General features: G+C 71.0%; 12 protein-coding genes. 8 read left to right on the forward strand and 4 right to left on the reverse strand.

Going from position 1 to position 14,813, the window contains the following annotated elements; genetic code table 11:
* Positions 1-44: 44 nt before the first annotated feature.
* The 5 genes from NGH83_RS04065 to NGH83_RS04085 all read left to right on the forward strand — a co-directional run bounded on the left by NGH83_RS04065 (position 45) and on the right by NGH83_RS04085 (position 7,062).
* Positions 45-2,690: an FtsK/SpoIIIE domain-containing protein gene (locus NGH83_RS04065; protein ID WP_251857788.1), complete on the forward strand. Its 2,646-nt coding sequence runs from the start codon at positions 45-47 to the stop codon at positions 2,688-2,690.
* A 160-nt stretch (positions 2,691-2,850) separates the two neighbouring features.
* Positions 2,851-4,062, forward strand: coding sequence for a PotD/PotF family extracellular solute-binding protein (locus NGH83_RS04070; protein WP_251857789.1), 1,212 nt, complete (start codon positions 2,851-2,853; stop codon positions 4,060-4,062).
* A 2-nt stretch (positions 4,063-4,064) separates the two neighbouring features.
* Positions 4,065-5,270: an ABC transporter ATP-binding protein gene (locus tag NGH83_RS04075; RefSeq protein WP_251857790.1), complete on the forward strand. Its 1,206-nt coding sequence runs from the start codon at positions 4,065-4,067 to the stop codon at positions 5,268-5,270.
* Positions 5,271-5,272: 2 nt separating this feature from the next.
* Positions 5,273-6,193, forward strand: coding sequence for an ABC transporter permease (locus NGH83_RS04080; RefSeq protein WP_251857791.1), 921 nt, complete (start codon positions 5,273-5,275; stop codon positions 6,191-6,193).
* Positions 6,194-6,288: 95 nt separating this feature from the next.
* The gene (locus NGH83_RS04085; protein WP_251858447.1) at positions 6,289-7,062 is read left to right on the forward strand and encodes an ABC transporter permease; all 774 of its coding nucleotides are present in this window, start codon (positions 6,289-6,291) and stop codon (positions 7,060-7,062) included.
* A 130-nt stretch (positions 7,063-7,192) separates the two neighbouring features.
* Here the strand turns inward: NGH83_RS04085 and NGH83_RS04090 are convergent, their stop codons facing one another.
* Both NGH83_RS04090 and gabT read right to left on the reverse strand, forming a co-directional pair.
* Complete coding sequence (locus NGH83_RS04090; protein ID WP_251858448.1) at positions 7,193-8,203, reverse strand: asparaginase; 1,011 nt, start codon at positions 8,201-8,203, stop codon at positions 7,193-7,195.
* A gap of 53 nt (positions 8,204-8,256) precedes the next feature.
* Complete coding sequence (gene gabT / locus NGH83_RS04095) at positions 8,257-9,624, reverse strand: 4-aminobutyrate--2-oxoglutarate transaminase (RefSeq protein WP_251857792.1); 1,368 nt, start codon at positions 9,622-9,624, stop codon at positions 8,257-8,259.
* Between the two features lie 63 nt (positions 9,625-9,687).
* Between gabT and NGH83_RS04100 the strand changes: the two genes are divergently transcribed.
* On the forward strand, positions 9,688-10,152 hold the full coding sequence (locus tag NGH83_RS04100; protein WP_251857793.1) for an OsmC family protein: 465 nt from the start codon (positions 9,688-9,690) through the stop codon (positions 10,150-10,152).
* Between the two features lie 50 nt (positions 10,153-10,202).
* The gene (locus tag NGH83_RS04105) at positions 10,203-10,691 is read left to right on the forward strand and encodes a DUF6194 family protein (RefSeq protein ID WP_251857794.1); all 489 of its coding nucleotides are present in this window, start codon (positions 10,203-10,205) and stop codon (positions 10,689-10,691) included.
* A gap of 12 nt (positions 10,692-10,703) precedes the next feature.
* Here the strand turns inward: NGH83_RS04105 and NGH83_RS04110 are convergent, their stop codons facing one another.
* Entirely contained in the window at positions 10,704-11,663 is a 960-nt protein-coding gene (locus NGH83_RS04110) for a hypothetical protein (protein ID WP_251857795.1), read from the reverse strand.
* Positions 11,664-11,743: 80 nt separating this feature from the next.
* On the opposite strand from NGH83_RS04110, the gene dxr reads away from it, so the two are divergent.
* On the forward strand, positions 11,744-12,835 hold the full coding sequence (gene dxr / locus NGH83_RS04115) for a 1-deoxy-D-xylulose-5-phosphate reductoisomerase (protein ID WP_251857796.1): 1,092 nt from the start codon (positions 11,744-11,746) through the stop codon (positions 12,833-12,835).
* A 177-nt stretch (positions 12,836-13,012) separates the two neighbouring features.
* Here the strand turns inward: dxr and NGH83_RS04120 are convergent, their stop codons facing one another.
* On the reverse strand, positions 13,013-14,809 hold the full coding sequence (locus tag NGH83_RS04120; protein ID WP_251857797.1) for a serine/threonine-protein kinase: 1,797 nt from the start codon (positions 14,807-14,809) through the stop codon (positions 13,013-13,015).
* Between the last annotated feature and the right edge of the window lie 4 nt (positions 14,810-14,813).

A 14,813-nucleotide genomic window follows, 5' to 3' on the forward strand; every position in this document is an offset into this window, starting at 1 on the left:
CGATGGGACGCGGATCCGGATCGCGGTCGTGATCGAGTGGTGTCATGCGTCTGCAGCTGCCGCCCCCGCCCGCCGAGGCGCGACCGATGCCGTTCCCGTGGATTGGGGCTCTCGCCCCGGTCCTCGCGGCCGCGCTGCTCTTCGCGCTGACCCGCTCTCCGCTGTCCCTCGCTTTCGCCGCGCTGGGGCCGCTCATGGCGGTGGCCGCGCTCGTCGACGGACGGCGGGGCTCTCGTCGAACGCGTCGTGTCGAGACGCTGCGGCGCGCCGATGAGCTGTCCCGCCTGAGCGTCGACATCGCGGAGCGGCACGACGCGGTGCGTCGGCGCCTCGCCACCACCGCCCCGTCCGCGCGGGAGCTGATCGCCGCCGACGCCCCGAGCACCGCGGCGACACCCGGCGGGCCGCTCCTCGTGCGGCTCGGCCTCGGCACGGTGCCGTCGGGGCTCGACCTCGAGCCGCAGACGCTCTCCGACCGTCCGATCGCCGAAAGCGCAGCGCGTGTGACGCACGCCCCCGTGATCGTCGATGCGCGCGGAGGCATCGGTGTGGTGGGCGAGAGGTTCCTCGCGAGCGTGTTCGCCCGTACCGTCGAGGTCCAGCTGGCCGCGCAGGGGCAGGCGATCGACGAGGCGTCGGTGAGCATCGCCTCCTCGCTCGCCGCGCTCCCCGCCCGGTGCGGCGTGGTCGTCGAGGTGTGCGGACCGCGCGAGGCCCGCATCATCCGAGGCCCGGGGCACGAGATCGGCGACTCGTTCGAACCCGAGATGCTCGGCGCGCCCGAGGCGGCTTCGCGGAGGCGGACGCTGCAGGGCACGGTACCGGCGCATGCCGAACTCCGCGGGCTCCTCGACGCCCGCGCCGCGGGAGTCGGTGATCTGAGCGTCGCGTTCGCGGTCGCGGCGGACGGGCCGCTCACCATCGACCTCCTCGCGGACGGACCTCACGCGCTCGTCGGAGGAACGACGGGCAGCGGCAAGAGCGAGCTCCTGATCGCCTGGATGCTCGCGCTCGCCAGCGCCGCCCCGCCCGAACGGCTCGAACTGCTGCTGTTCGACTTCAAGGGCGGCGCGAGCTTCGACCGGGTCACCCGCCTGCCCCACGTGCGCGGACTCGTCACCGACCTTGACGGTCACGGCGTCGATCGAGCCGCCGCCTCACTCGGTGCCGAGATGCGGCGACGCGAGGACACCCTCCGCGCCCGTCGGGCCCGATCGATCGACGAGTGCGACGACCTCTCCCGGCTCGTGATCGTGGTCGACGAGTTCGCGGCGCTGCTCGGCGGGCGGAGCGACCTCCACGACGTGTTCGCCGACGTGGCCGCGAGGGGACGCTCCCTCGGTATGCATCTCATCCTCTGCACGCAGCGGCCGACCGGGGTGATGCGCGACTCGCTGCTCGCCAACTGCGGCTTGCGCATCTCGCTGCGCGTCGTCTCCGCCGCCGACAGCTCGGCGGTCATCGGCATCGACGCCGCCGCCCGGATCCCGCGATCGGCACCCGGCCGCTGCTTCGTCACCCTGCACGGCGACCCGCCGGTCGAGGCCCAGGTCGCCTCGGGCGACGAGCTCATCCTCGCCACGATCGTCGACGACCTGGTCGCCTCGGGACGGCGCGGGTCGGCGCGCACGCCGGGCTTCCTCCCGCCCCTGCCCGCTCGTATTCCTCTGAGGGACGCCGTGCGCGCCGCCGGCGATGGCGCCACGGGCGTCGTGCTCGGTCGGCTCGATCTGCCGGCGGAAGGTCGCCAGCCCGTCGCCCTGTGGGATCCCGCCCGCGACGGAGCCCTCGTCATCGCCGGGGCGCCCGGGTCCGGGCGCAGCGAGGCGGCGCGGACCATCGCGCGGGGTCTCGGCGCCGCCGTCCTGCGAGGCGGCGACGCCACCGCGGTCGAACGGTTCTGGGACGGCCTCCACGACGGCGAGCAGCCCCTCGTCGTCGACGACCTCGAGGCGATCCTCGACGCCCTCTCGGACGATCACATGGCCGCGCTCGCGGACATGATCCCCTCCGCCCTGCGGGCCCGAGGCCGACGGGTCGCCGTGACCGTGGCGTCGCCCGTGGCGGGCGCGGTGCGCCCGATGCTCGCCGCGTTCGGATCCCGGCTCGAACTCCGGGCGGCGAGCCGGGACGACCACGTGCTCGCCGGTGGGGGAGCACGCGACTTCGACCCCGACGCCCCCGCGGGATCCGGGCGTTGGCACGGTGCGAGCATCCAGGTCGCGATCGACGACACGCACGACCTCCGCGTCGACGGGAGAGGAGGACCCGGCGACGAAGGAGAACCCGACGAGGTCGGATTCCGCGCAGGCACACTCACCTGCGTGGTGAGCGTGCTGCCGGGCCGCCGCGTCGCCCAGCTCGCGACCCGCCAGAACCTGCGCGTCTTCGACGTGCGCGGGGCCGGCGCTCAGAGCCTCGCAGACCTCGACGCCGACACCGCCCACGTCGTCGTCGGCGACCCCGATGGATGGCAGAACGCGGTGCACCTCTGGACGGCGCTCGCCGACGCCGACGTCGTCTACGACGGCTGCACCGTCTCCCAGTACCGGCTCGTCTCCCGTCGCAGGACCGTGCCGCCTCCGCTCGCCGACCTCGAGGGCCGGGTCTGGCTCAGCCGTCCCGAGCAGCCCGCCCGCCGTGCGATGGTCGACTGGACGCAGGACACGATCGCCGGGGTGACGACCTGAGCGTGCGAGAAGGACGAGATCCTCCGCTCCGGCCGCCCGAGGGAACGGATTTCGTGACGATCATGTTTCGTGATGGCCGATCTGCGCGGTCGGCTCTACGGATCGGGCGAGCGCTGTGCCAGGATCGACACACTTTCCGAACTGCCCCTCAGGAGGTCCGATGAGTCCCCGCCGCGAATTGCCCGCCGATCCCGTCGTGCGTCAACTGATCCAGCAGGCGCGATCGTGGCAGCTCGGACGTCGCGGGTTCCTCACCGGGGCGGGCGCATCCGCCGCAGCGCTGGCGCTCGCCGCCTGCGCCCCGACGAGCACCGAACCGCCGGCTGCGGCCGAGGACGAATCGGCCACGGACAAGACCCTGAACTGGGCGAACTGGCCCGCCTACATCGACGAGGACGACGCGGGCGACTATCCGACCCTCGTCGCGTTCGAGGAGCAGACCGGCATCAAGGTCAACTACCTCGTCGACGTCGACGACAACAACACCTACTACGCGAAGGTCCGCGATCAGCTCGCGCTCGGTCAGGACATCGGCGCCGACACCGTCTGCCTCACCGAGTGGATGGTGGCCCGTCTCGTCCGCTTCGGCTACGTGCAGGACCTCGACGAGTCGAAGATCCCCAACAAGAAGAACCTCACCCCGTCGCTCGCCGACCCCGACTTCGACCCGGGGCGCGCGAAGAGCCTGCCCTGGCAGGGCGGCTTCGGCGGCATCTGCTGGAACAAGGAGGTTTTCCCCGACGGGCTCCGCAGCGTCAGCGACCTGTGGCAGCCCGAGCTCAAGGGCCGCGTCGGCGTGCTGAGCGAGATGCGCGACACCCTCGGTCTGATCATGCTCGAGAACGGGGTCGATATCACCGGCGATTGGGGCTCACCCGAGTTCCAGGAGGCGATGGACCTCTTCAGCGAGAAGGTCGACAGCGGCCAGATCGCCGCGGTGAAGGGCAATTCCTACCTCGAGGACCTCGCCTCCGGCAACACCCTCGCCGCGATCTGCTGGTCGGGCGACATCACGGTGCTGAACGCCGAGTCGGGCGACAAGTGGGAGTTCGCGATCCCCGAGGCCGGGGGCACCTTCTGGAACGACACGTTCGTCGTGCCGATCGGCTCGCCCCGCAAGGCGAACGCCGAGGAGCTCATCAACTACTACTACGAGCCCGAGGTCGCGGCGCAGGTCGCCGCATGGGTCAACTACGTCACCCCGGTCGTCGGCGCGAAGGAGGCCATGGAGGTCATCGATCCGGAGCTCGCCGAGAACCAGCTGATCTTCCCCGACGACGACACCCTCGCGACGGTGCACCCGTTCCGCACGCTCACCGCTCAGGAGGAGACGGAATTCCAGGCGGAGTTCCAGAAGGTCCTGCTCGGCTGACGATGGCGAAGACAGCGTTCGCCGATTCCGGCGCCGACCTGCAGCTCGTCGGGGTCCGCAAGGAGTTCCCGGGTTTCACCGCGATCGACGACCTCGATCTCACCATTCCCGCCGGCTCGTTCTTCGCCCTCCTCGGTCCGTCGGGATGCGGCAAGACGACGACGTTGCGCCTCGTCGCCGGGCTCGAGACCGCGACCCGCGGTCAGATCCTCATCGGCGGCAAGGACGTCACCAAGGCGAAGGCGCATCAGCGCCCCGTCAACACGGTCTTCCAGAGCTACGCCCTGTTCCCGCACATGAGCGTGCTCGACAACGTGGCCTTCGGCCTGCGCCGCCGCGGCATCGGCGACCCCGTCGGCAAAGCGCATGAGGCGCTGCGCCTCGTCGAGCTCGACCATGTGGCTTCCCGGCGGCCGTCGCAGCTGTCAGGCGGTCAGCAGCAGCGCGTCGCCCTCGCCCGCGCAGTGGTCAACCGCCCGGCACTGCTCCTGCTCGACGAGCCGCTCGGCGCGCTCGACCTCAAGCTGCGCCGGCAGATGCAGCTCGAGCTGAAGACGATCCAGGGCGAGGTCGGGCTCACCTTCCTGCACGTCACCCACGACCAGGAGGAGGCCATGACCATGGCCGACACGGTCGCGGTCATGAACAAGGGCCGCATCGAACAGCTCGGGGCGCCCGAAGAGCTCTACGAACTGCCGCGCACCGCGTTCGTCGCCACGTTCCTCGGGCAGTCGAACCTGTTCACCGGCGACGTCGTGAGCGCCGACGACGACGTGGTCGTGGTCGTAGCCGGGAGCCGCCGCATCGGCATCCCCCGTTCCCGCGCACAGCACTCGAGCGGCACGGTCGTCGCCGGCGTCCGGCCCGAGAAGCTGCTGCTGCACACGAGCGCCCCGGCCGACGAGGCGGGCGTGAATCTGATCGGTCCCGGCCGGGTGCTCGACGTCTCGTTCAGTGGGGTCAGCACCTCGTACCTCGTCGCCGTGCCGGGATTCGGCACGGTGACCGTGTTCGCCCAGAACATGGTGTTCGGGCCGGTCGTCTCCCCGGGAGCCGAGGTCTGGCTCACCTGGCGCGTCGAGCACGGCTTCGTGCTCGAGGACGACCCGTCCGACGTGCCGGCTCTCGCCGCCGCGGCGGAGCCGGCCGGAAGCCTCGACGAGCAGCGCCACCGCGCCGTGCTCGCCGCAGCGGACGCCGAGGGCTGAGCGTGGCGATCACCGCGTTCGCCCCCACGATCGGCGCCGGCGCGCCGAGCGGCGACACCCGGCGCGGCGGTCGGACAGCGTTGCTGCTGCTGCTCCCCGGCATCGCCTACCTGGCCCTGTTCTTCCTCGCCCCGCTGGTCTCGCTGATCCTCACCTCGCTGCAGACCCCACGGCTCTACGGCGACATCGGGCAGTACGACTACGCCTTCCGGATCGAGAACTACGCCGACGTGGTGGGCGAGTACCTGCCGCAGATCCTGCGCTCGTTCGGCTACGCCCTCGTGGCCACCGCGATCGCGCTCGTCATCAGCTACCCGCTCGCCTACTTCATCGGGGTGGCGCTCCGCCGATACCCGCTCGCGCAGAGCCTGCTGCTCGTGCTCGTCATCGCGCCCTTCTTCATCAGCTTCCTGCTGCGCACCCTCGCCTGGAAGCAGCTGCTCTCCAACGATTCGCTGGTGGTCCAGGGGTTGCAGGCGCTGTCGTTGCTCGGGCCGGGGGAGTACTTCATCGGCTCTCCGGCCGCGGTGATCTTCGGCCTCGTCTACAACTTCGTGCCCTTCATGGTGCTGCCCCTCTACGCGTCGCTCGAGCGGCTCGACATCCGCTACCTCGAAGCCGGCAGCGACCTCTATGCGGGAGCGTTCACGACCTTCCGCACGGTGACGCTGCCGCTGTCGATGCCGGGCATCGTCTCGGGCACGCTGCTCACCTTCATCCCCGCGGCGGGCGACTACGTGAACGCGAGCCGCGACTTCCTCGGCTCGCCCGACACCTCGATGCTCGGCAACGCGGTCGAGGCGAACTTCCTGGTGCTGCAGAACTTCCCCGCCGCGGCGGCGCTGTCGATCATCCTGATGGCCGCGATCCTCGTCCTCGTCGCCGTGTACGTGCGCCGCAGCGGAACGGATGAGCTGCTGTGAGCGGCGTGCTGCAGGAGGGCGCTGCGGTCGTCGAAGCGGTCAGCGCTCCCGTGTCGAGCCCGCGACGCCGGGCTGTTCCGCCCCTCGGATCGTGGCTGCTCGGCATTTTCAGCGCCATCGTGCTGGTGTACCTGCTGATCCCGATCGTCTACACGATCGTGTTCTCGTTCAACGACTACCGGCGAACGAACATCGTCTGGCGCGGCTTCACATTCGACAACTGGCTGGGCGTCTGCAACGCGCAGGGCGTCTGCCAGGCGTTCGGCAACAGCATCCTCATCGCCGTCGTCTCGACGGTCGTCGCGACCGCCATCGGCACCGCCGCGGCCATCGCGCTCGCTCGCTACCGGTTCAGGTTCAAGTCGGCGACGACCCTGCTGATCTTCCTGCCGATGGCCACCCCCGAGGTGGTGCTCGGTGCGGGCCTCGCCGCCCAGTTCCTGACCGCCGGGATCCAGAAGGGCATCCTGACGGTGATCCTCGCGCACGTGATGTTCTGCGTGAGCTTCGTGATCGTGACGGTGCGGGCGCGGGTGGCGAGTGTCGACCCCTCGATCGAGGAGGCGGGCCGCGACCTCTACGGCTCACCCGCGCAGGTGTTCTTCCGCATCACGCTGCCGCTGCTCGCGCCGGGAATCGCAGGCGGGGCGCTGCTGTCGTTCGCGTTGAGCTTCGACGACTTCATCATCACGAACTTCAATTCGGGTCCTGCCACCACGTTCCCGAAGTTCATCTATACGGCGGCCGCGCGCGGCATCCCGGCGGAGGCGAACGTGATCGCGTCGGCGATCTTCATCCTCGCCATCGCGGCGGTGCTCATCTCCCAGATCGCCGCCGCGGCCCGCCGCAAGCGCCTCGCCTCCCGCTGAGATCCGGTATTGCGGGCACAGACGCACTGGGCCCACCGGACACGCTTGTTCGGGGGAGCCGGCGGGCGCGCGTGCCCGGAACGTGCGGTCTCGCGTAGGCGGAGACGAGCGGGTGGCCCCCGATCGACGCTTAGACGGCGGTGACCCGGATCTCGCCGACGGGCTGGCCGCCGCCAAGCACGGCGAGGTCGAGCCGCGCGCGCACCCGGGCGAGCGCCGGACCGTCGATCGCCCCGACCGAGGCGAGCAGCTCGACCACCACGGCCGCTGCCGGGCGAAGGCTGCCGTCGAGCACCTTCACCGCCGCGGTCGTGCCGTCGGGTAGAGCCGCGACGAGGAGCCCTTCGGCTCCCACCTTGGCGAGCGCGCCGAGCTCCTCGATCAGCACCGCGTCGGGCTGGCCGACGCCGGAGATGAGGTGAGGGTGCGCGAGCACAGCGTCGGTCAGCGTCGCGGCGTCACGGTAGAGCGGCCACGGCGAATCATGCGTCGTGGTGCGGATGCGCGCATAGCCGGCGGCGAGGCCCTGCAGCGACACGGCGTAGACGGGCAGACCGCAACCGTCGACCGAGGCGGCGCTGATGTGTTCGCCGGTCATCCGCTGGATCACCTCGCGCACACGCTCCTGCAGCGGATGCTCGGCGTCGAGGTAGGTCGCGCGATCCCAGCCGCTCACCGCGGTGGCGAGCAGCATCGCCGCGTGCTTGCCGGAGCACTCCATGAAGATCGGCAGGGGACCGTGGCCCCCGAGCACCAGCTCGTCGCGCGCCTCGCGGTCGTCGGGCCATGCGGGCGGACACTTCAGAGCCGAGATGCGCAGTCTGCCCTTGGCGAGGATGCCGCGGACGATGCGCGCCTGCTCGACAGTGCCCTGATGGCTGGCCGTGGCGAGCACGGTCTCCTCCGGCGTCAGTTGCGCACCGCTCGCGATCGCGGCGAGCGCCTGGAACGGCTTCAGCGTCGACCTGGGGAAGACCGGCGATCGTGGATCGCCGAGCTCGCGGATGACGTCGCCGTCAGCGGAGATGACCACCGCCGAACCGATGTGGCGCGATTCGACGAATCCGCCCCGCTCGACGACGGCGAGCTCGACGGCGTCCGCCGCCGCGAAGGTTCCACGCTGAGGGGTCGCGGCACTCATCGGGGCCACGTATCCACGGTGACGCGGACGTCGCGCAGCGGTCGCACCCGCGTTCAGAGCGCCGCGAAGCCGTCGGCGAGCACGCCGAGGGCATCGTCGATCTGCTCGTCCGTGATGGCGAGGCTGGGCAGGAAGCGGAGCACGTTGCCGTAGGTGCCGGCGGTGAGGATGAGCACCCCGTTCTCGGCGGCATAGGCGGCGAGGGCGCCGACCGCGGCGGCATTGGGTGCCTTCGTCGTCGATGCGGTGCCGGGCTGGACGAGCTCGATCGCGACCATCGCTCCGATGCCGCGGATGTCGCCGATGATGTCGAAGCGCTCGGCGATCGCCGAGAGACCCGCTTTGAGGCGCTTCTCGATGCGAGCGGCGTTCGCGAGCAGGCCGTCGCGCTCGATCAGGTCGAAGACCGCCACCGATGCGGCCGCGGCGACGGGGTTGCCGCCGAAGGTGCCGCCGAGCCCTCCCGGCTGCGCGGCATCCATGATCTCGGCACGGCCGGTGACCGCCGCGAGCGGCAGACCGCCCGCGATGCCCTTCGCCGACAGCAGCAGGTCGGGGACGAGCCCGAAGTGCTCGCTCGCGAAGTACGCGCCGGTACGGCCCATGCCGCTCTGGATCTCGTCGGCGATGAAGACGACGCCGTTCGCGCTCGCCCACTCCTGCAGGGCGGGCAGGTAGCCCTCGGCGGGCACCATGAAGCCGCCCTCGCCCTGAATGGGCTCGACGACGAGGGCCGCGAGGTCGCTCGCCCCGACGTGCTTCTCGAGGTAGGAGATGGTGCGCGCGGCCGCCTCGGCACCACTCAGCCCGTCGTGGAACGGGTAGGAGCTCGGCGCGTGGAAGACGTCGCCCGCGAGCGGTCCGAAGCCGGTGGCGTACGGTGCCGCCTTGAAGTTCATCGCCATCGTGAGGTTGGTGCGGCCGTGGTAGGCGTGCTCGAGCACGGCCACGGCGCGGCGACCGGTGTACTTGCGGGCGATCTTGACGCCGTTCTCGACGGCCTCGGCGCCCGAGTTGACGAGCACGGAGCGCTTCTCGAAGTCGCCGGGCGTGTGCTCGGCGAGCAGCTCGGCGACCCGCACGTACGACTCGTAGGGCGTGATGGTGAACAGCGTGTGCAGGAACTTGTCGAGCTGATCCTTCGCCGCCTCGACGACCGGGCCCTGAGTGTGCCCGACCGTGGTCACGCCGATGCCGGCCCCCAGGTCGATGAACTGGTTGCCGTCGACGTCGCGCAGGATGGCGTCGTGCGCGCTCTCGATGTAGACCGGCAGCACGGAGTGCACTCCGGGCGGCACGACCTTCAGGCGTCGCGCGTGCAGCTCCTGCGATTTCGGCCCCGGGATCGCGGTGACGATGCGGCGTTCGCGGGGCGGCTCGGAGGGGGCGGTCGACGTGTCGGCGAGCACTGTGTCAGTCATTGTGAGCAGGAGTCTACGCCGGGCCCCGGACGCTTTTCCGGAGGCCGCCGATAGCATCTGAACATGCCTTCGGAGCACTCCTTCGCCCTGTCCGTCGAGTGGGTCGGCAACCGCGGATCGGGTACCAGCGGATACCGCGAGTACGGCCGCCAAGGCATCGTTTCCGCACCATCGAAGCAGCCCATCGAGGCGTCGGCGGCGCGCGTGTTCCACGGCGACGCCGACCGGTGGAATCCCGAGGAGCTGTTGATCGCGGCGCTCGCCGAGTGCCACATGCTCTCGTACCTGCACACTGCGGTGCGCGCGGGAGTCACGGTCGTCGCCTACCGTGACGACGCCACCGGCACGATGGCGCAGCAGGGCAACGGCGGCCGCTTCACCGAGGTGACGCTGCGCCCGCAGGTCGTCGTCGCCGACGAGGCGCAGATCGAGCTCGCGCAGGCGCTGCACGCGGAGGCGAGCGCCGACTGCTTCATCGCCGCGTCGGTGAACTTCCCGGTGCACCACGAACCGGTGACGTCGGCCTGACGAGCCACCGCGCCCTGGGCAGGCGGAGCGCCGCGCGGCACACTGGAAGCATGGAAATCGCGGAGATCCTCGACACCGTCCGATCCTGCGACGGAGCCCTGGTGCTCGCCCCCACCGAAGGGGATGACGCGCCGGAGATCGCGTGGGGCGACTACTTCTTCTACTTCGCGCCCGACGGCGTCGTTCCGACCGCCACTCAGCCGTACGCGACGATCGTCACCAAGGACTACCCCGACGACACCGCGTCGCGGCTCGGCGAAGGACGGTGGCGGGTCAACATCCACGTCGGCCAGCGCGCGCTCGGCGAACTCGTCGACGTCGATCCCGCGGACGAGGCGCCGCGGAACTTCGCCGCGACCGACGAGTTCCTACCGCACCCGGTCTACGGCGCGTTGGGCTGGGTGTCGGTGGTCGCCCCCGGACCGGTGACGGGAAGGACGGTGCTCGCTCTGCTGAAGAGCGCGCATGCCGATGAGCGGGCCCGCGTCGAGCGGCGCTCGCAGACCTCGAGTCCGTCCGGTGGACGACCCCAGGCGTGACCACCGCCCTCGTCAGCGTTCGGGGCCGGCGACCCAGAACGAGTCGAGGCACGGGCGGCCGGCGTCGAGCGTGACGCACTGCCCGAGCCACTCGGGGAAGCGTTCGGCGGTCGGGTCGCCGAACCAGTCGGTGAAGATGCGCCAGAAGTTGCGGTTGCCGTACGAGGAGCAGTCGTCGCCCTCGCCGTACAGCTCGGCGACGGCGGCCTCGTTCGGCTGGTAGGGCGTGTAGAGGTACAGGTTGGCGGTGGCCTGGTTCTCGATCTCGACGGGTGCCGCGCCGCACTCGCCGCGCGGGTTGAAGCCGACGTCGACGGTGCCGACCGTGTAGGCGCGGTCGGTCGGGAAGAGGGTGTACTGCCGGAACTGCCAGGCGGCGTTGTACACCTGGTTGAAGAAGCCGAAGTACTCCGTGTCGCAGTCGGCGGTGTCGGGGCAGGCGTATCCCATCGCGCGCTCGTAGCCGGAGGGGCTCGGGCGGCTCACGAGCGACTGCTCCTTCTGCATGAGCACGAGCAGCACCTGCGGGTTGATGCCGCAGGCACGAGCGACGCCGACGATGATCACGGCCGCCGACTCCCACTCGTCTCCCGTGTAGGCGTCGCAGTGCCCGGATCCCACTGCGGGCACGTCGGGGGTGCTCTCGCGGTAGTCGGCGAGGCAGTCGACGCCCTCTTCGGGCCGGCAGGTCTCCTGTTCGAGGAAGGACTGGACGCCCGCGACGTCCATCGCGAGGTCGTCGTAGAACCGCTGGTCGCTGATCAGCAGACCGGGGGAGAAGTCGTCGGGGTCGGCGAGGCGCAGCGCGACGGCGGAGGGACGCGAGTACAGCGACTCGGACGCGGATGCAGACGCGGACGTGGTAGACGGCGGGACGTCTCCGACCATCCCGTTCCCGGTTCCGGTTCCGGCGGAGAGGGTGGCTCCGATGGCGAGCACGACCGCCACGATGGTCGCTCCGATTCCCGCCATCCCGACAGACTATGTTCCCCGAGCCGGCCGTGGTCGGAGGCGGCCGGGTCGGGCGAAGGTCCTAGTGACAGGATGAGGGCATGCGACGCGTCCTCATCCTCGGTTCGACCGGCTCGATCGGCACGCAGGCGCTCGACGTCATCGCCGCGAACCGCGACCGCTTCGACGTCGTCGGGCTCGCCGCCGGCAGCAACGCCGACGCGTTGGCCGCTCAGGCCGAGGCCTTCGGGGTTCGCGCCACCGCGCTCGGCGCCGACGACGCGGTGCGGCTCGTGCACGACGTCGACGCGGACGTCGTGCTCAACGGCATCACCGGGTCCGTCGGCTTGGGGCCGACCCTCGCCGCACTCGAGGCGGGTCGGACGCTCGCCCTCGCCAATAAGGAATCGCTGATCGTCGGCGGGTCCCTCGTCACCGATGCGGCAGCGCCGGGACAGATCGTGCCCGTCGACTCCGAGCACTCGGCGATCGCCCAGTCCCTGCGATCCGGCACCGACGCCGAGGTGCGCCGACTGGTGCTCACCGCCTCGGGCGGCCCGTTCCGCGGGCGCACCCGCGACTCGCTCGAGGGCGTCACGCCCGCCGATGCGCTCGCCCACCCGACCTGGGACATGGGCCTCGTGGTCACCACCAACTCGGCGACGCTCGTGAACAAGGGGCTCGAAGTCATCGAGGCGCACCTGCTCTTCGACATCGACTACGACCGCATCGATGTCGTCGTGCATCCGCAGTCGATCGTGCACTCGATGGTCGAGTTCGTCGACGGCTCCACCATCGCCCAGGCCTCGCCGCCCGACATGCGCCTGCCCATCTCGCTTGGCCTCGACTGGCCGCATCGGGTGAGCGGAGTCGGCGCGCCCCTCGACTGGACCCGCGCCTCGTCCTGGACCTTCGAGCCGCTCGACGAGGCCGCGTTCCCGGCTGTGGCGCTGGCGAAGCGCGTCGGGCGTGCGGGCGGCACGTTCCCCGCCGTCTACAACGCGGCGAACGAGCAGGCGGTCGCGGCCTTCCACGCGGGGCGCATCGGATTCCTCAGCATCGTCGAGATCGTCGAAGCGGTCGTCGACGCGCACTCGGAGCCCGACGGCGCCCTGTCGCTCGAGCTGCTGCTGCAGACCGAAGCCGAGGCCCGCGCGGCCGCCGACGCCTTCATCGCGGCCGCCACCCGCTGACCCCGACGCCCTGCGCCCGGAGCCGAGCACTGAGGTGCTCAGTTCTGCGGGTGTCGGCGCTCCCCAACCCGCAGATCTCGGCACCTCGATGTCGCTCAGGTGGTGAGATGCCCAGTTCTGCGGGTGTTTTCGCCTGAGCACCGGCAGAACTGGGCACCTCGGCGTGACGCGCGCGCGTCAGTTGTCGTCGCTGTTGCCCGAGCCGCTGTTGTCGGATCCGCCGTTGCCGTTGCCGCTGTTGCCATTGCCGCTGTTGCTGCCGCCGAACCAGTCCTCGAACTGGTCGCGGAGGCCCTGGCCGATCTCGTCGAGGCGGTCCTGCAGGCCCGACTGCTGCTGCTCCTGCTCCTCCTCGAGGCGCTGCTGCTCCTCCTCCAGCTGACGCTGGCGCTCCGCCTCCTCCTCGAGGCGGCGCTGCTCCTCCTCGGCGGCGATCGCGGCGTCGACGTCGGTGCGGACCAGCGCGATCGCGTCGAGCATGTTCCGGTAGCGGGCCGAACTGACCTGGTCGGCGGTGGCCGCCAGGTCGAGGTGCGTGGACAGCGTGGTCAGAGCGTCGGAGGCCGCCGCGTAATCGGGCGTGCTCGCCGCGGTGGATACCGCGAGCACGTCGTTCTGCAGGGTCTCCTGGGCGTCGTACGCGAACCCGTCGCCCCCGACGCTCTCCTGCAGTGCGGCGAGGTGCCCGCCGATCGAACCGTCGACGACCGGGTAGGCCGGCACGGGCGGGCGCGCCGGCGCGACCGCCTGCTGGATGACCGGCCACAGCGCGACGCCGGCGCCGGCGAGGAGGGCGAGCACGACGACGACGATCGCGAAGACCTTGCGCTTGCGGCGGCGCGGCACCGCGGGCGGGGGCTCGGGAGTCCATTCGCGCGGACGGAAGCCCTCGTCGTCGGCGGGCAGCACCTGCGTCCGATCGCCCAACGCGTCCGGCAGCACCGACGCGTCCGGCAGCACCGACGCGACCGGGAAGACCTCGGTCGGATCGACCGCCCCGATGGGGAACACGTCGGTGACGGGCGACTGGGCAGGGAGGACGCGCGTGCGTTCGGGCGCTCCCGCTCCCAGGACCTCGGTCGGGTCGGTGAGCGGCGGTGGGGCGACCGGAAGCACCGATGTCGCCGCGTCGGAGGCGTAGGGAGCGGGCGAGTTCCAGCGACGCAACGCCCGCTCGACCCCTGCGGCGCTCGGCCGCTCGGAGGGATCGAGCGCCGTCATCGCCTCGATCAGAGCGCTGTCCGCGTCAGTCAGCCCGTCGGGGATCGGCGGCCCGGACATCGTGCGCGCCACCGCCGATTCGGCCCGCGCCCCACCGAACGGGCGGACGCCGGTCAACGCCTCGATCAGCACCAGCCCCAGCGAGTAGATATCGCTCGCGGTGCCGACGTGGGCGCCCGTCACCTGCTCCGGGCTGAGGTACGCGGCGGTTCCGATCACGGCGCCGGCCGAGGTGAGGTGCGACTCGTCGACGATGCGGGCGATGCCGAGGTCGGCGAGCTTCGCGTGGAGGAGGCCGTCGTCGCCGCGGAAGACGAGGATGTTCTCGGGCTTCAGATCGCGGTGCACGATCCCGCGGGCGTGGATGTACGAGAGTGCACCCGCCACCTCGGCGACGAGGTCGGCGATCTGCTCGGCCTCGAGCGTGTCCGAGCGCAGCAGGGTGCCGAGGTCGCTGCCGTCGACGAGTTCGAGGACGAGGTAGGCGGGGCTGCCGTCGTCGCCGTCCGCCGCGTCGTGCAGCGTCACGAGGGCGGGATGGTTGAGGCTCGCCAGGGTGCGGATCTCGGAGCGCACCCGGCGCAGATCGCGGGCCTCGGCGACATCGGGCCGGAACAGTTTCACCGCGACCTCGCGCCCGAGGCGCGCGTCGTAGGCGCGATGCACCTCGGCCATCCCGCCGCGGCCGACTACCGGGCCGAGCGTGTAACGCCCGCCCAGGGTCCGCGCCGGGAGCGATCTCGTGTCTGCCATCTGG

Origin of the sequence: Herbiconiux sp. L3-i23, assembly GCF_023734115.1 — a bacterium.
In the GTDB taxonomy this organism is placed as follows: domain Bacteria; phylum Actinomycetota; class Actinomycetes; order Actinomycetales; family Microbacteriaceae; genus Naasia.